We start from the raw sequence: 15,199 nt of genomic DNA on the forward strand, positions 1-15,199 counted from the left end.
ATTTTTGGGTATATTATTGTCATCTTTTCTACCTAACAGCGGTAGTTTCTAACGGACATACTGCTGTAGCAATATCTACTCGTTGCGGAATAATTTTTTGCTCTAGTAACCAGTCAACTGTTTTCTGAAGCTTGGCGATATCTTCAGTATTAGGAAATACGTAAGACTCTGGGCCTCGATTTTTAGTCACTTGCTTGGCTACCGCATCAGAGACTTTTAGCTCTTTAACTAGAAAATCTGATGCAGCATTAGTATGTTGATTTAACCACTCACCATCCTGACTCAAAGCAGTAAGAGCAGCTTTCACAGCTACAGGATTTTCTTTAGCTGCATCAGTACGAACAATCATAATGCCGTAGGTAGGAGCAGGGTGTTTAGTGGTAATTCTTCGCGCCTTATGCTCTAATTGGGCAATGGAAATATAAGGTTCCCAAACTGCCCACGCATCAACAGAATTTTGATATAGAGCAGGTGCAGCGTCATTTGGTGATAGATAAACTCGCTGAACTTTATATGAAGGAATATTTTCTTTTTCCAAAACTTTTAATAACAGATATTCGCCCGCGCCACCTTGATTAACTGCAACTTTTTTACCGACTAAATCAGTCGGTTTTTGAATGGGAGAATCACCACGAACTAAGATGGCACTACTTAAAGAATCTGGACTAGGACGCTGTACAGAGCCAATACAAAGAGGTTGTCTGGCAGCAATTCCAGAGATAGAAGGAATATCACCACATCCACCAATATCTGCCCGATTACCATTGAGAGAACTTAAAAGCGTAGCGCAACGGTCAAATGGCCCACTCCATTCAACTTTAATATTTTGGGTTACTAACTGACGCTCTAACTCACCCCGTTGTCGTGCAATGGGAATAATCCCTCCTTTTTGGTAGCCCAAGCGAATCACATTGTTTTTCTCTGTAGTTTTAGTAGTGAGAGTTTTTGAAGAAGAATCTGAGTTAGCTACGACATTGATAGCTTTTTGTTGACTGCAACCAGAAGCTATCAAACCAAGAAAAAACGTTGCGATCGCAAAGATTCTACTGGCAGAACATTTTTGTTTGTACTCTAAGCAATGTTCTTTTAAAGAATTCACCACAATTGACTCCTTGATATCAATTTTTAGGAGTTTAAGCAGCCATATCTATGACGATAACGAGTAAAATACGTTAAATCGATTGACTTACCGTAGTATTAAGAGAGAAGATACCACCTTTTGATGAACTGTTCAAATCTAATCAATATTTCTTTATCTTTGACTATGAGAATTTAGTGCAGGTATTTTTAGGTGAATCTACACTCAAGTAGTGAGAAAACAAACTCGTTTTCTTTTAATTTAATTAAACCATTAGTTGCTAAGTGTTAATTGTACTCATAGTTCCTCTCAACGGTTTCGGTTGGCTGCAAGATCCTCGATTTCTGATACATACTCATAAGACTTCTTGGCATTTGTGGGGAAGGTGGAGTCCCAAGAAGGGGATAAGGGGCGGGGGTAAAGGGAAAAGCGATGGAATTTCCCCTTTACCTTTAACCTTTTCCCAACTTCTTGCAAAAGTTGCTTTTGCAAGATGTCTATAAAGTCGTTTCCCGGATGTTAGAAGTCAGGGGTCTGAACAAAATTAGAAAAATCCTCGTTGCGGCAATGGTGTACCGTTAATCTCGTAGTCGCCGATCGCACGAGCCTTAAAATGATTTGGGTTGTGTGAGGATAAGGTACGGGCGTTGCGCCAATGACGATCGAAGTTGGAGCTTTTTTTAGTTGTGGAAGCCCCACCCACTTCAAACAGCAAGGTGGCCGAACGTAGAGCCAAATCATCAACAATCAATTTGGCTTTGGCTGCACTCAAAGAAGTTGCCAGTGCCACAGCCGTTTCTGCCTCTTCACCCTGAGCTTGGGCAGCAGGGAGGCGATCGAGACCATCAGCTGCCGCTAAAACGATCGCTTCGGCAGCAAAAGCATTAGCGGCAATCTGTCCAACAGTTTGCTGTATAATTGGATCTTCTGTTGCCTGCTCGCTTACGGCATGGTAGAAAGTCCGGGGTCTGGTACGGACGAGGGCTGTAGCATCGCGCAGAACGCTGCGAATAATGCCGGCGTTGATTGCTGTCAGGAATAGTTGCGGAACGATGTTATATGGCAGGTTGTCTTTGTCTGTGTCTGTCTCAAAAATTACTTCATCTGCCTCTACACGTACATTAGTGAATGTAGTTGTTCCTGTACCTGTAAGTCTTTGTCCGAAGCCATCCCAGTCATCCACAAGGTCAATCCCCTCGCGGTTGGTGGGAATGAGGATAAACGCTTTAGTGCCATCGGGTACTAGCACACGCACGAAAATCAAGTCTGCATAAAGGCTGCCAGTGCTGTAATACTTGGTTCCATTCAGCCGATAGCCGTCGCCATCCGGTGTTAATTTTGTATTCGCGACTTGACCACCACCAGATCGCTTGACTTCTAATTCGGTCGTAGCAAGTCCAATAATCGCGCCATCGACCACAGCTTTCAGCCATCGCTGATTCCTTTGAGTGCGCTCAGAACGCAAAATTCGCTCTGTCACAGAGAAATGATTCCGCACAATGTGAGCGACGTTTGGATCGGCATCTCCCAGCCGAATCACGACCTCGAATAGTTCGCGTGCGCTGCTACCACTACCACCTTCAGCTACGGGGATTCGCAATGCACCCAACCGAGAACGCCGGATTAATTCAACCACATTATAAGGAAGGATGCGATCGCGATCGCGCTCACTTGCTCCTATAGCAATAAAATCAAAAAGCTGCTGGAGTTCCGGCGAGTTTGCTCTCACAGGAGCCGAAAACTGAATTGTCGTATCTGCAAGTTTCTCTGGACTCTTAATCATTAGTTTCTATCTCCGAATATCCTGTGAAAAATCTATGTTGGTGAGTGGTGAGGCAATTGCTATTTCTGGGTGAGGCGACTTTAGCACTGCAAACTTGAAGAATGTTCCCAGCCTTGAGGCGATTACATCTGGTAACATATTCAAGCCACCGACTGCACTCGACAAAAACCATTGCTCTGTAACGGTTTTAGATGTATTTAAATTTTATAAAATACTAAAACTATACCGAATTACCGTAGTTTGATACTCCCAAATTTTCCCCAAGTTGTCAATATGTTTTATGCCAAATTTATGAACTTCTTCAAGGACAATTTTTATCCTACTCGAAGAAGTTTAAAATCCCATACACAACCGATGTTTGTGTTGGGGTAACAGTTTTACGTCTGCGTCCACCCGAACCTGTTAATGAACATGTAGTAATTATTGGCATTGATGAAGATTATATTGCTCAAGCCGGAGGATATCCTATACCCGATGGTGAAATTGCAGATTTACTAAACAAGTTGGAAACTTACAAACCTCGTGCGATCGGACTCGACCTTTTCAAAAATGTCCCTGTTGAACCAGGTCACAATCAACTTCAGGACTTACGCAACTGGCATAAGCAATGGCGTGGCTTTTGTGAGTAGCACAATTGATACAAAACCTTAAAATGCTTGCGGTATCGTCAAATTCGTAGATTAGACTAGAACCACAGGGTAACAATCAAAGGAAGATTATGATGAGCGATCGCGACTATACCTTAATCATTGATAAAAGCGGTAGTATGTCTACACCCGACCAAGTGGGTGGTAGAAGTAGATGGGAAATCGCTCAAGAGTCTACTCTTGCTTTGGCCAGAAAAGCCGAACAGTTTGACCCCGATGGCATCACCGTTTACGTGTTTTCTGGTAGATTTAAACGCTACGATGATGTCACCTCAGCCAAAGTCGCCCAGATATTTCTCGAAAATGACCCTGCTGGCACAACAAATTTAGCTGGTGTACTCCAGGATGCCCTCAATAACTACTTTCAACGCAAAGCAGCTGGTAAAACCAAGCCAAACGGAGAAACAATTTTAGTGATCACCGATGGCGAACCAGACGATCGCAAAGCTGTGTTTGAAGTCATCATTCATGCTACTCGCCAAATGGAACGTGATGAAGAATTAGGAATTTCGATTATTCAAGTAGGTTCAGATGCCCAAGCAACTAAATTCCTCAAAGCCTTGGATGACCAATTACAAAGTGTTGGCGCTAAATTTGATATTTGCGATACCGTCACTTTAGACGACTTAGAAGAAATGAGTCTTGTAGATGTATTGACGAACGCCATAACTGACTAATATGTTTGGCCGCCCATAGTTCAGTAACTATTAATTCTTAATTGGAGAATCGAATCATGCTAGAAAATCGTGATTATACCTTGATTATTGACAAAAGCGGTAGTATGGCAACCCAAGATCAAAAGGGTGGTAGAACTAGATGGGTTGCAGCCCAAGAATCAACTTTAGCTTTAGCTAGTAAATGCGAGCAATTTGACCCAGATGGCATTACTATCTATGTGTTTTCTGGCAAATTTAAGCGATACGAAAATGTCACATCCAGCAAGGTGTCACAAATTTTTCGAGAGAACGATCCCTCTGGTACAACTGACTTGGCAAGTGTGTTAAAACATGCAACTGATGATTACCTTCAACGCAAAGCAGCCGGTCAAACCAAACCAAATGGTGAAACCATTTTAGTGGTTACTGATGGTGAACCGGACGATCGCAAAGCAGTTATGAGGGTGATTATCGAAGCTTCTCGCCGCATCGATCGAGATGAAGAATTAGCTATTTCTTTTATTCAAGTTGGCACAGATCAACAAGCTACCCGCTTTCTCAAAGTCTTAGATGATGAACTCCAAAGTGCTGGTGCTAAGTTTGATATCTGTGACACCATTACTATGGAAGACATGGAAGATTTGAGTCTATCGGAAGTGCTACTCAATGCTATTAATGACTAGCTATACTATTTTTTAGGAATTGCAAAAATGGATTCCCTTGATAAGCTGTTAGCCCAACTCGAAACTGAATACAAAGAAGTACAACCACAACCGCAATCAAAATCAGCCACAGCCAAATCGTTTATTCCACCATTGCCGAAGTCGGCATCTTTCATGGATAAACTTTTGGCAGAAGTTCAGGCTGATTTTGCCCAAGAGGATGCTGCTATTGAATTAAAAAGACAGCAAGAACTAGAACAAGAAAAGGTTCGACAAGAACAACTCAAAGCCAAACAACTAGAAGCTTTGAAAGTACAGGCAAAAGAATGGTTAGCCAAAGTAGATCCACTTTCATCCGAAGGACTTTGGTTTGAAAGGTTTGCTGAAAGTTATCCTTCAAAATTAGAGGCAGCGATTGAATATTTAAAAAGCAGTGAATAAACTTAAAATTCAAAATTTAAGACACCATAGATAAATCTGCTCACTCGAATTGAAAATTAGCAATTATTATTTAAGTTAAGTAAGCGCAAATAATTCTACCAATTTAAAAAACGAATGCGACAAATAGACCATTTGTAGAGACGCGATTCATCGCGTCTTTACCCAAGGATATGTTGCAATCATTAATTGAATTGGTATTAGTAGATGTGTCGAGTGTGTTGGCGCATTAGCGTAACGCACCGAAAACCTCAAATGGTGAGTTACGAAAGCCATAACCCACCCTACATATTCAAGTTAAATTAGCAATTATTATTTATTGACTATAATCAACATTAATGGTGATTTGTTCGAGCTAAATGTTGCACAGCCCATTCATGCATAGCATAGAGAATTGGTTGCAAAGTTTCTCCTAAAGGTGTCAGTGAATATTCTACCTTGGGTGGAATTTGGGGATAAACTTCTCGATGAATAATTCCATCTTCCTCCATTTCTCTGAGTTGCTGGGTTAGCATCTTTTGCGTAACTCCAGGTAAAGCTCGTTGCAACTCACCAAAGCGTTTGACACCAGTCATTAATTCTCTAATAATTAAAACTTTCCAGCGTCCGCCAATCACTTTTAGGGTAGTTTCTACTTCACAAGTCAGCCTGAAATGGTTTTCTGCTTCAGCTTTCATAGTTTTGTTGTAGGAATCACCTGACTCAGATTTGCTGGATATACCGCTAGTTATCTGATTATTACTTGTTTTAGGTCTTTCATAACTAGTGTAGCAGCTGCGGGAATATGACAATACAGTAGATACTTGCTATCTTTCACAGTCAACTGGAGGCAGATGTTTGATGATTACTGTTACAGTAATCATCAAAGTGCGTAGTTTACCGCCGTAGGCATCGCTTATTTTGTAATTAGATAACTATAGCAATCCGATTTGATTTCTGAATTAATCGTAGGGACTAGGGACTGGGGATGGTGGGGCCCCCTCTGGGAATAAGGGGTAATGGGGACTGGGAACTGGGAAGAAGGAATAAAGGTGTACTGAGTTTTTGTCAAAAATCAAATATGAGTCCTATAGCTATCCAATCAAGTAGAGTCTTCCAGACAAGGTAATCTCTCCACGCTTTTTGAGTTAAGGGTAGTTCATGATTAGATACTCAAAATATCTATAATTACGTAGCTACTAACTCAGAATCGATTTCCGACGGCGCACTATCTTGGACTAGCGATCGCGTTTCGCCATTACGCTGAAGGATACCGCCAACCATTGCCAACAAGGCGTTTACCTTGCGAGTTCGCCACATATCTACGAGGTTTTGCACTTCAGTTGCAGACATCCGGCGCATCATCGCTTCGTAAAGATAAGCAGCATGTCCAGTTTCGTCTTGGGCAATACTTAGCATTCCTAACTTCAAATTACGAGCGGTTGGCTCGTTATCAGGTAATACTTTCGCCATTCGCGCAAAGTCTTTGCTAGCATCTAACTCCAGAATGTATGTGCTAGCCATAAACACATCCCAGTCAATTACAGCTGGTTTTAGCTGTTCTTGGGTGTAGCCTTCATAGAATGCTGCAAAAAAGGGACTACGCTGTTGTGATTTTTTTGTAGATGTAGTTTGGGGTTGACGTTTGAAATCTATAACTTGTTTATTCAGCTGTTGTAAAGCGTGGGCGAAAATTTGACCATGCTTAGTTTCATCTGATGCATGTTTTGCTAGTTTTTCGGCTAGCCATGTATCGCCTTCAGCTGCGGCGCGATCGCTAAGTGCAGATAAAAATGGCACAGAGCCAGATTCGGCCAACTGAAACCCGGCAAGGATGTTGGGACGGGTTTTAGAATCACGAATTTGAGCAGCAGAGTAATAGGCAAAGACACCTGTACCAGCTAGATGCAGAACGTGAGTCAAGAAGTTCATCAGAAATTCCCGCTGACAATTGGAAGGTTACAATTCTTATACTAATCCGCATTTTCTATTCCGTTGCCGCCAGAGGGTCTTATCATTTTGAATTTTGAATTTTGAATTGCCTGTGGGAGTATCTCAACAGTTAACAAATATATCTTTTCATTTTGCTAGTATCATCCCACAGAGATAATTTGGTAACTTTGGATGGAGAAATTAACTAAAGCAGTGCGATTTTGGCTTTGCGCAACTATCATAATTTTGGGTTTGTTCGGCTGCGATCGCTTTATCGGTACTTCTGGAGAACCAGTTGAACGAGTCAGTGATGGTGATACTTTAGTAGTGAAAGATGCCGATGGCAAAAATCTTACCGTGCGCTTTGCTTGTGTAGATGCGCCAGAAATAGCTCATACTAATAAAGAAAAGCAGAGTAAACGTACTAGCGATCGCAATCAATTTACTTGGGGTGTAAAAGCCCAAGAACGGGTGCAACAACTGGTGCAACAAGGAGGCGATCGCGTAACTTTGAATATCACCGATAGCGATCGCTATGGACGCAAAATTGCCGAAGTCCGTTTAAAAAATGGTACTTTTGTGCAACAGGTATTGTTGCAAGAAGGTTTAGCAAAAGTCTATCGCCCTTATTTAAACAAGTGTCCTAGTAAAGATTTAGTTCAACAAGCCGAAGCTAAGGCTAAGGAGCAACGGCTCGGCATTTGGAGCGATACTAAATTTATAAATCCTTGGGAATATCGCAGCTTATATAAAAAGTAAAAACTCTAGCTGTTTCTAATTCAATACACTAAATTTTTTGGCATTGCACATTTGCGGTATTATCTTAGCAACTTCCAAAATCCTCCCTGCTCCTCCTCCTGCCTTCTGCCCCCTGCCCCCTGCCTCCTCTACTCCTCTCCCCAAGTTTGCAGTTGCAAATAAACTAGTACCAGCGTCACTGCTAATAATACAGTCGCTCCTGCTGCTGCATAACCAAAATCAAATTGACCAAAAGCCTCTTGGTAAATGTAGTAAACCAGCAGATTAGTTGAATTTAGTGGCCCACCGCCAGTCATCACAAAAACTTGCTCAAAACTCCGCAATGTAAAAATTGCGGTAGTAATGACTGCAAATATCACAGTCGGGCGCAATCCGGGCAGAGTAATATACCAAAATTGTTGCCAAGCATTTGCTCCATCTAAGTCTGCTGCTTCATAACGACTGGGAGGAATTGCTTGCAACCCTGCTAAAAAAACTACCATATTGAAACCCAGTTGTTTCCAAATACTCATTAAAATAATTACTGGCATTGCCCAAAATGTGTCTCCTAGCCAGGATATTTCTGAAATGCCAAAAAAATTTAAAAGTCCGTTAACTGGGCCTGATGTTTGAAACAGCCAGCGAAACCCCAAACCTGCTGCCACAAGTGAGATAATTGAAGGTAGAAAATAGGCACTCCGCAGGATGCCCCGCAAGGGAATGGAACGGTTTAATAGTACTGCTAACCCCAAGGAGATAACTAAACTGGGAATGATGGTGGCGATCGTAAAATAAAAAGTGTTACCCACCACTTGCAAGAAGTCGGGGTCGAGCAGCAAGCGCCAATAGTTTTTTAAGCCTATCCAATAAATACCTTTTAAAGTGAAACTACCAGCAGTGAAACTGAGGTAGAACAAATAGGCAATCGGCCAAATGATAAAAACACCCAGCAAAATTAATGCTGGTGCGAGAAAAATCCACGCGGCTACTGTATCATTATCCAACCACGACTTAGTATATATTTTTGGCATCTATAATTAACCTTTCTAGCTGTTATGACTTTCCGCCCTGATTCTACCCTGAGCTTAATTTCTCCCAACATTAGCGATCGCTTGGGGTTTGCTCTTGGTTCATAATGATCTCTACTTGGAGTCTTTACTTAAACATCGCTATTTTTCTGCAAACTCAAACCAATCCCAAATGCAATTTTAACGCCGCATCAATTAGTACCATCATCTCTTCGTTTAAACTACCTAATACTTCACCAGTAATTCGTTGCTTAGAAATTGTTCGCACTTGCTGCGCCTGTACTTTAGAAGACTTTGTTAAACCACTAACCTCTGGATTAAGCAGAACTTCAAAGGGATAAACACGGCTCACATTAGAAGTAAGCGGTAAAATTGTTACAGTGGTAGCAGCACTATTACTTATATTATTACTGACAATTAGCACTGGACGACGTTTACCCATTTCTGAACCCATCACCGGACTAAGATTTGCGTAATAAATATCACCACGTTTCATCTGTTAAACCATCTGCCACTGTCACATCCCAATCGTTATCAACTTCAGCAGATGCTTCTCGGTAAGCTGCCTCTAATTCTCGGTTTCGCAGCAATTCTAATGCTTCTTCAATTACTTGAGAACGAGATTTACAGCCTTTATTGAGCTTGTAATTTTCGACAAACTCTACTAAAGACGGTGGTAAGGAAATAGAGAGTTTTTCTACATTCATCTTCCTACCAGTTAGTAGCAAAAATAATTCCTACTAATATACTAGCTTAATCTCAAGTCAGTAAATCGATGCTGCTACTTACTGCATCATTATCCAACCACGACTTAGTATATATTTTTGGCATATATAAATTAACCCTCCTAGCTGTTATGACTCTTTGCCTTGATTCTACCCTGAGCTTAATTTCTCCCAACATTAGCGATGATTGCCAACAATTCGCCCCATTAAAGCTGGGAATTATGGCTTCTGGGAATGGCAGCAATTTTGACGTAGTTGCCCAAGCTATCGAAGATGGGCGGCTAAATGCCCAAATTCAAGTTTTAATTTACAATAACCCCTCGGCGAAAGCAGCTGTCAGAGCAGCTAATAGAGGTGTAGAAACTGTTTTATTAAATCATCGCAACTATCAAAACCGAGAAGAGTTTGACGAAAAAATTGTGCAGACATTGCGGGACTACGATGTAGAATGGGTGATTTTGGCAGGGTGGATGCGACTATTAACGTCAGTTTTCATTGATGCCTTTCCTGAGAGGATTATCAATATCCATCCTAGTTTGTTACCTAGTTTCAAAGGAATTCATGCTGTAGAACAAGCCTTGGCATCTGGAGTAAAAATTACTGGTTGTACAGTGCATATAGCTTGCTTAGAAATGGATAGCGGCCCAATATTAATGCAAGCCGCAGTACCAGTACTGCCGGATGATACAGCAGAAACACTCCACGCCAGGATTCAAATTCAGGAACATCGAATTTTACCATTAGCGATCGCCCTCGCAGCTTCGTCAAAAGTTACACTAAGCGTAACGTAAAAATACATATATCAATTAAGGGCGCACAGCTAGCTGCGCGCCCCTACTATTCCTCACAGTTAGCTTCAGCAGTTTGATACGCTTGTAGGAGCCTAGCATGATCGAGAGTAAATCCTACTTGCATCGCTATCTGGGCAAATAAATCAATCTCAGATTGTTGCCAATCGCGGGGTTCAGAACACTGATGTGCAATTAACAAGCCAAATAGCTGCTCATCTTTAATAATTGGTGCTACTAAATTTGCTTTCACACCAAAAGATTCGAGCAGTTTAATGTGACAATCAGCCAAACTAGACTCATAAATGTTGTTGATTGCGACAACGCGACCAGATTGGTACTTTTCTACATAACCTTCAGTAAAACAAGGGTCGTGAATTTTAGACCGCAAAACTTTGGGATAACCTGGAACCACTGATTCAGCAATAATAATTCCGAACCAATTAGCGTAAAAGCTATAAACCAACACTCGGTCAGTACTAAGTGCTTTGCGAACCTCTTCCACAGTAGTTTTGATGATATCCTCTTCCTTGAGCGATTGGCGAATGCTGCGGATAATATCCACTAGTAACTGACTTCGCATCCTTTCTGCTTCAATTCTTTGCAAAAGTCTTGCATGATCGAGAGCAAACCCTACCTGGATTGCTATCTGACCAAATAAATCAATCTCAGTTTGTTGCCAATCGCGGGGTTTGGAGCATTGATGTGCAATTAACAAGCCAAATAGCTCTTTATCTTTGAGAATGGGGGCGACCAGATTTGCTTTGACAGCAAAGGATTCGAGTAAGTTAATATGGCAGTCAGCCAAACCGGCTTCATAAATGTTGTTGATTGCCAGAACGCGACCAGAGCGATACTCTTCTACATAGCCTTGACCGAAACATGGGTCTTGGATTTCAGCTCGTAAAACTTTTGGGTAGGTGAGAACAACTGATTCAGCAATCACTGTTCCAGACCAATTAGTATCAAAGCTATAAACCATGACTCGGTCAGTACTCAGAGTTTTGCGAACCTCTTCCACAGTGGTTTTGAGGACATCCTCTTCGTTGAGTGATTGGCGAATACTGCCGATAGTATCTGCTAACAACTGACTTTGCACACCCTCAGCCTCGATTCGTTGCAGGAGTCTTGCATGGTCGAGAGCAAACCCGACTTGCATCGCTATCTGAGCAAATAAATCAATCTCAGATTGTTGCCAATCACGGGGTCTGGAGCATTGATGTGCAATTAATAAGCCAAATAGCTGTTCATCTTTGAGAATAGGAGCGACCAAATTTGCTTTGACAGCAAAGGATTCGAGTAAGTTAATATGGCAATCAGCCAAATCGGCTTGGTAAATGTTGTTTGTGGCTACAACGCGACCAGATTGATACTTTTCTACATAACCCTGACTGAAACAGATGTCTTGGATTTCAGACCGCAAAACTTTGGGATAACCTGGAACCACTGATTCGGCAATTATAATTCCAGACCAATTAGCATCAAAGCTATAAACCAGTACTCGGTCAGTACTCAGAGCTTTGCGAACCTCTTCGACCGTCGTTTTGAGGACATCCTCTTCGTTGAGCGATTGGCGAATGTTACGGGTAATTTCGATAAATACCTGAGCTTTATCTGCTTTGGTATCTACTTGTTGTAGAAGCTTGGCGTAGTCAAGGGCAAATCCTACTTGCATGGCTATCTGAGAGAACAAATCAATCTCAGATTGTTGCCAAAAGCGAATTCTAGAACATTGATGTGCAATCAATAAACCGAATAGCTGTTTGCCTTTGAGAATAGGTGCGACTAAATTAGATTTGACAGCAAATTGCTCCAGCAACTCAATATCAGCATCACTGAGATCGGCTTGATGGATATTATCAATAGCATGGATGCTACCATTGTGGTATTTTTTTATATACCCTGCCTCAAATCCCGGATCGGAGACTGTAACCCCTAATATTTTCGGTAAACCAGGTGCTACTGATTCGGCGATAAAGGTTCCATTATAGTTCGAGTCGAAGCAAAAGATGGTGACGCGATCGATGCTTAAAGCTTTACGAATTTCTTCTGAGGTAGTTTTTAGAACATCTTCTTCATTGAATGATTCTCGAACCCAACGGGTAATTTTGATTAATATTTGGGAATAATCGGCTTCGGCTTCTTTCTCCTCTACCAAAACCGAAAGCAGGTCTGTGAATGAGGTGATGTTTTTCTCTAACATCACTAATTCATCTTGGCTAGCGATAAAGACTTGAGTAAACTCACTGTCTGGACGTAGCCTCTTTTTAATCTTATTAGAGATTGCAGCAACGTTGCTGACTCGACTCATAACTCGATTCGCCACAAAAACAGCGATCGCACCTGCTAAAATTGCTGTCACTCCCATACCAGTTAACAAGAGTAACAATTGTCTTTGTAGAGCAAGTTCAGTTTCTATTGAACTTTCTCTACTCTCAAGTCTTACTTGCGGAGTTTGTGTGTTAATTAAATTAATGCCATAGTTGTAAGTAGCTGTCCCAATTGCAACTACAGGAAGGACGCTGATACTTAGTGCCCAAACTATTGCTTTAGTCTTTAAACTCCATTTTTGTTGCCAGAGTCTCTGTTGGTGATTTCGTCTTGCTTGGTTTTGAGAAAAAGACTGACTCATAAATGAAACCTGGATTGCTGCAAGTGAGAATCAAGTAAATAACCTCACCACCAAATTCTACATAAAACTTATAAAACAAGGACTGGCTTTCAGGAGTATTTTAAGGCACTAATGTTCTAGGTCATGTTCGATAATGCTTTTGTTTGCTTTAAATTCAAAAAATTGGGTCTGATTAACAGGTTTGTCAACAATTTTATGGCGATCGCTTGGTTGGAATATCTTATTTTCTCATTAGGAGTTGTAGTTTGCTGACAACACAGCCAAACAATCTTTATTTTTTAACGAGGTTCTACAGACTTCTTTTCACAGTTACCCTTACCCTTACCCGTAATCTCATGTCCGTTTGATTACTGAGATTATTTTTCAAGTACATGAGGGACAAAATGCAGGATTCATGCATCAGACACAAAAAGTTGTACTTCCTGCCCTCTGCCCCTCTGCCCCTCTGCTCCCCTGCTCCCCTGCTCCCCTGCTCCCCTGCTCCTCTGCCCCCTGCCCCTTGCCCTCCATAGGCTAATCTGCAATCAACTCTACTGCATCTCGTCCATCACAATTTTGTAAGTAAACTTTGACAATTTCTTCTTTAGCTGTAGGCAACTTCTTGCCAATAAAATCTGGGTGAATTGGTAATTCTCGATGGCCTCTGTCTACTAACACCGCTAAACGAATCACCTCTGGCCTGCCGTAATCGTTGACTGCGTTCAAAGCCGCGCGAATCGTCCGTCCTTTGAAAATCACATCATCCACGAGTACAACCGTTTTCCCCGTAAGGTCAAAAGGAATTTCGCTTTTCGTTGGAGTCCGCAATCCAATTTTGTCAAGGTCATCTCGATAAAATGTAATATCCAAAGCACCGACTGACACTGCTACACCTTCGAGCGTCTCAATTTGACGCGCCAATAATTCGGCTAATAACGCACCCCTGGTATAAATACCAAGAAGCACCAGTTGAGACAAATCACGCGTCCTTTCGACAATTTGAGAGGCAAGGCGAGTTAAGGTACGACGGATTTCTTCGGATGAGAGAATTTCAACTACTTTGGCAGACATAGCGAGTCATCAGTTAGGAGTGATAAGTTAAGAGCTAGGAATTTTTATTCTTAACTCCTAACTCCTAACTCCTAACTTATATTTATCATTACCTATTTGGGAGCATTAAGAATATTGCGATCGCTACCCCTAACCATAGCAAATAACAATATCGAGTCAGCTGTAAAGCATTCTGAATAGAAGTTGCAGTAATGGCATAAAGAGCATCTCCTAGCAGTGGTTTGTACTTAGCTACCCCCCGATACCAATTTGTACCCCCCATCTGTACACCTAAAAATGCCGCATAGGCGCATTCACTCCAGCCAGAATTGGGACTAGGATCGTTAATTGCATCGCGACGGCAAATTTGCCAAATATGCATCGGTTTACCCGATAGCAGTGCCAGAGTCACGACTGTTAACCGACAAGGTAGCCAAGTCAAATAATCTTCTAAGCGCGCACAGAACCATCCTAAATAAGTATAGGGTGCTTCCCGATAGCCCACCATTGAATCAAGGGTACTGCTGGCTTTATATGCTAAAGCTAAGGGAGTTGACCCCACAATTGGTATAAAGACACCAATAATTGCATAAAAAAGCGGAGCCATCACCCCATCGGTGGCATTTTCTGCAACAGTTTCTAAAACAGCTCGGTAAATTTCTGCTTGTGAGAGGTTTTGAGTATCTCGACCAACGTAATTACTTAAAATCTTCCGAGCCTTCTCTAAATCTCCGACTGTTAAAGGTTGTAAAACAGCCTCCGCTGCTACTCGCAAACTTTTGCCAGCAAAACAACTAGCCAAAAGAATTGTATTTATTGCAATTCCTAAGAATGGATGAACCCATCTGGCAATTTGAATCATCAAAAAGCCAACAAGACCGCTACCAATTATTAAAATAATAGCTAGTGCAATTCCAGCTAGGCGTTGTGTTAGAGAATTTTGACATAAGTGGAGAAAAAACTTGGTCAGGCGAGAAATTACCCACCCCATAACTTGCACTGGATGAGCCCAATCCCAAGGATCGCCAATTAAATAATCTAAAAATGCCGCAATTATTAAGATATAGATATTATTAGTCATAAG

17 protein-coding genes are annotated in these 15,199 nt (G+C 41.6%); 6 read left to right on the top strand and 11 right to left on the bottom strand.

Going from position 1 to position 15,199, the window contains the following annotated elements; genetic code table 11:
• Positions 1 to 28: 28 nt before the first annotated feature.
• The 3 genes from RMZ95_RS09080 to RMZ95_RS09090 form a co-directional block, all read right to left on the bottom strand.
• Complete coding sequence (locus tag RMZ95_RS09080; protein WP_322686515.1) at positions 29 to 1,102, bottom strand: aliphatic sulfonate ABC transporter substrate-binding protein; 1,074 nt, start codon at positions 1,100 to 1,102, stop codon at positions 29 to 31.
• A 520-nt stretch (positions 1,103 to 1,622) separates the two neighbouring features.
• Entirely contained in the window at positions 1,623 to 2,861 is a 1,239-nt protein-coding gene (locus RMZ95_RS09085) for an acyl-CoA dehydrogenase family protein (protein WP_322686514.1), read from the bottom strand.
• A 6-nt stretch (positions 2,862 to 2,867) separates the two neighbouring features.
• Positions 2,868 to 3,026 (bottom strand): hypothetical protein, encoded by a 159-nt coding sequence (locus tag RMZ95_RS09090; RefSeq protein WP_322686513.1) that lies wholly within the window; start codon positions 3,024 to 3,026, stop codon positions 2,868 to 2,870.
• 218 nt (positions 3,027 to 3,244) lie between these two features.
• Between RMZ95_RS09090 and RMZ95_RS09095 the strand changes: the two genes are divergently transcribed.
• The 4 genes from RMZ95_RS09095 to RMZ95_RS09110 all read left to right on the top strand — a co-directional run bounded on the left by RMZ95_RS09095 (position 3,245) and on the right by RMZ95_RS09110 (position 5,267).
• Positions 3,245 to 3,490, top strand: a complete 246-nt coding sequence (locus tag RMZ95_RS09095; RefSeq protein WP_409882311.1) for a CHASE2 domain-containing protein — start codon at positions 3,245 to 3,247, stop codon at positions 3,488 to 3,490.
• An 89-nt stretch (positions 3,491 to 3,579) separates the two neighbouring features.
• Complete coding sequence (locus RMZ95_RS09100) at positions 3,580 to 4,185, top strand: VWA domain-containing protein (protein WP_322686512.1); 606 nt, start codon at positions 3,580 to 3,582, stop codon at positions 4,183 to 4,185.
• Between the two features lie 56 nt (positions 4,186 to 4,241).
• Positions 4,242 to 4,847 carry a vWA domain-containing protein gene (locus RMZ95_RS09105; RefSeq protein WP_292869171.1) on the top strand — a complete coding sequence of 202 codons (606 nt, stop codon included), beginning with the start codon at positions 4,242 to 4,244 and terminating at the stop codon, positions 4,845 to 4,847.
• 27 nt (positions 4,848 to 4,874) lie between these two features.
• Positions 4,875 to 5,267 (top strand): salt stress protein, Slr1339 family, encoded by a 393-nt coding sequence (locus RMZ95_RS09110; RefSeq protein WP_322686511.1) that lies wholly within the window; start codon positions 4,875 to 4,877, stop codon positions 5,265 to 5,267.
• A gap of 332 nt (positions 5,268 to 5,599) precedes the next feature.
• Here RMZ95_RS09110 and RMZ95_RS09115 read toward each other — a convergent pair whose 3' ends face one another.
• Together RMZ95_RS09115 and RMZ95_RS09120 are read right to left on the bottom strand one after the other, a co-directional pair.
• Entirely contained in the window at positions 5,600 to 5,941 is a 342-nt protein-coding gene (locus RMZ95_RS09115) for a helix-turn-helix domain-containing protein (protein ID WP_322673153.1), read from the bottom strand.
• Between the two features lie 490 nt (positions 5,942 to 6,431).
• Complete coding sequence (locus tag RMZ95_RS09120) at positions 6,432 to 7,175, bottom strand: ferritin-like domain-containing protein (protein WP_322673152.1); 744 nt, start codon at positions 7,173 to 7,175, stop codon at positions 6,432 to 6,434.
• A 192-nt stretch (positions 7,176 to 7,367) separates the two neighbouring features.
• Here RMZ95_RS09120 and RMZ95_RS09125 point away from each other — a divergent pair, with 192 nt between their 5' ends.
• Positions 7,368 to 7,934: a thermonuclease family protein gene (locus RMZ95_RS09125; protein WP_322686510.1), complete on the top strand. Its 567-nt coding sequence runs from the start codon at positions 7,368 to 7,370 to the stop codon at positions 7,932 to 7,934.
• Between the two features lie 128 nt (positions 7,935 to 8,062).
• Here RMZ95_RS09125 and RMZ95_RS09130 read toward each other — a convergent pair whose 3' ends face one another.
• The 3 genes from RMZ95_RS09130 to RMZ95_RS09140 all read right to left on the bottom strand — a co-directional run bounded on the left by RMZ95_RS09130 (position 8,063) and on the right by RMZ95_RS09140 (position 9,648).
• Positions 8,063 to 8,944: a sugar ABC transporter permease gene (locus tag RMZ95_RS09130; RefSeq protein WP_322686509.1), complete on the bottom strand. Its 882-nt coding sequence runs from the start codon at positions 8,942 to 8,944 to the stop codon at positions 8,063 to 8,065.
• A gap of 154 nt (positions 8,945 to 9,098) precedes the next feature.
• Complete coding sequence (locus RMZ95_RS09135) at positions 9,099 to 9,437, bottom strand: type II toxin-antitoxin system PemK/MazF family toxin (protein WP_322686508.1); 339 nt, start codon at positions 9,435 to 9,437, stop codon at positions 9,099 to 9,101.
• Positions 9,424 to 9,648, bottom strand: coding sequence for a ribbon-helix-helix domain-containing protein (locus RMZ95_RS09140; RefSeq protein ID WP_322686507.1), 225 nt, complete (start codon positions 9,646 to 9,648; stop codon positions 9,424 to 9,426). The genes RMZ95_RS09135 and RMZ95_RS09140 overlap by 14 nt, the downstream gene beginning before the upstream one ends.
• Before the next feature lie 149 nt (positions 9,649 to 9,797).
• On the opposite strand from RMZ95_RS09140, the gene purN reads away from it, so the two are divergent.
• Positions 9,798 to 10,457, top strand: a complete 660-nt coding sequence (gene purN, locus RMZ95_RS09145; RefSeq protein ID WP_322686626.1) for a phosphoribosylglycinamide formyltransferase — start codon at positions 9,798 to 9,800, stop codon at positions 10,455 to 10,457.
• Between the two features lie 46 nt (positions 10,458 to 10,503).
• On the opposite strand, the gene RMZ95_RS09150 is transcribed toward purN, so the two are convergent.
• From RMZ95_RS09150 to cbiB, 3 genes are all read right to left on the bottom strand, one after another.
• Positions 10,504 to 13,086 (bottom strand): GAF domain-containing protein, encoded by a 2,583-nt coding sequence (locus tag RMZ95_RS09150; RefSeq protein ID WP_322686506.1) that lies wholly within the window; start codon positions 13,084 to 13,086, stop codon positions 10,504 to 10,506.
• 513 nt (positions 13,087 to 13,599) lie between these two features.
• On the bottom strand, positions 13,600 to 14,136 hold the full coding sequence (pyrR, locus tag RMZ95_RS09155) for a bifunctional pyr operon transcriptional regulator/uracil phosphoribosyltransferase PyrR (protein WP_094353001.1): 537 nt from the start codon (positions 14,134 to 14,136) through the stop codon (positions 13,600 to 13,602).
• 88 nt (positions 14,137 to 14,224) lie between these two features.
• Complete coding sequence (cbiB, locus tag RMZ95_RS09160) at positions 14,225 to 15,196, bottom strand: adenosylcobinamide-phosphate synthase CbiB (protein ID WP_322686505.1); 972 nt, start codon at positions 15,194 to 15,196, stop codon at positions 14,225 to 14,227.
• Between the last annotated feature and the right edge of the window lie 3 nt (positions 15,197 to 15,199).

The sequence above is a fragment of the Nostoc sp. DedQUE07 genome, assembly GCF_034530975.2.
Taxonomy (GTDB): Bacteria; Cyanobacteriota; Cyanobacteriia; order Cyanobacteriales; family Nostocaceae; genus Nostoc.

Excerpts from the sequence above, each read along its gene's own strand:
- RMZ95_RS09085 (WP_322686514.1), bottom strand. The coding sequence starts at position 2,861 with ATGATTAAGAGTCCAGAGAAACTTGCAGATACGACAATTCAGTTTTCG.
- RMZ95_RS09100 (WP_322686512.1), top strand. The coding sequence starts at position 3,580 with ATGATGAGCGATCGCGACTATACCTTAATCATTGATAAAAGCGGTAGT.
- RMZ95_RS09105 (WP_292869171.1), top strand. The coding sequence starts at position 4,242 with ATGCTAGAAAATCGTGATTATACCTTGATTATTGACAAAAGCGGTAGT.
- RMZ95_RS09110 (WP_322686511.1), top strand. The coding sequence starts at position 4,875 with ATGGATTCCCTTGATAAGCTGTTAGCCCAACTCGAAACTGAATACAAA.
- RMZ95_RS09115 (WP_322673153.1), bottom strand. The coding sequence starts at position 5,941 with ATGAAAGCTGAAGCAGAAAACCATTTCAGGCTGACTTGTGAAGTAGAA.
- RMZ95_RS09120 (WP_322673152.1), bottom strand. The coding sequence starts at position 7,175 with ATGAACTTCTTGACTCACGTTCTGCATCTAGCTGGTACAGGTGTCTTT.
- RMZ95_RS09125 (WP_322686510.1), top strand. The coding sequence starts at position 7,368 with ATGGAGAAATTAACTAAAGCAGTGCGATTTTGGCTTTGCGCAACTATC.
- RMZ95_RS09130 (WP_322686509.1), bottom strand. The coding sequence starts at position 8,944 with ATGCCAAAAATATATACTAAGTCGTGGTTGGATAATGATACAGTAGCC.
- RMZ95_RS09135 (WP_322686508.1), bottom strand. The coding sequence starts at position 9,437 with ATGAAACGTGGTGATATTTATTACGCAAATCTTAGTCCGGTGATGGGT.
- RMZ95_RS09140 (WP_322686507.1), bottom strand. The coding sequence starts at position 9,648 with ATGAATGTAGAAAAACTCTCTATTTCCTTACCACCGTCTTTAGTAGAG.
- purN (WP_322686626.1), top strand. The coding sequence starts at position 9,798 with ATGACTCTTTGCCTTGATTCTACCCTGAGCTTAATTTCTCCCAACATT.
- RMZ95_RS09150 (WP_322686506.1), bottom strand. The coding sequence starts at position 13,086 with ATGAGTCAGTCTTTTTCTCAAAACCAAGCAAGACGAAATCACCAACAG.
- pyrR (WP_094353001.1), bottom strand. The coding sequence starts at position 14,136 with ATGTCTGCCAAAGTAGTTGAAATTCTCTCATCCGAAGAAATCCGTCGT.
- cbiB (WP_322686505.1), bottom strand. The coding sequence starts at position 15,196 with ATGACTAATAATATCTATATCTTAATAATTGCGGCATTTTTAGATTAT.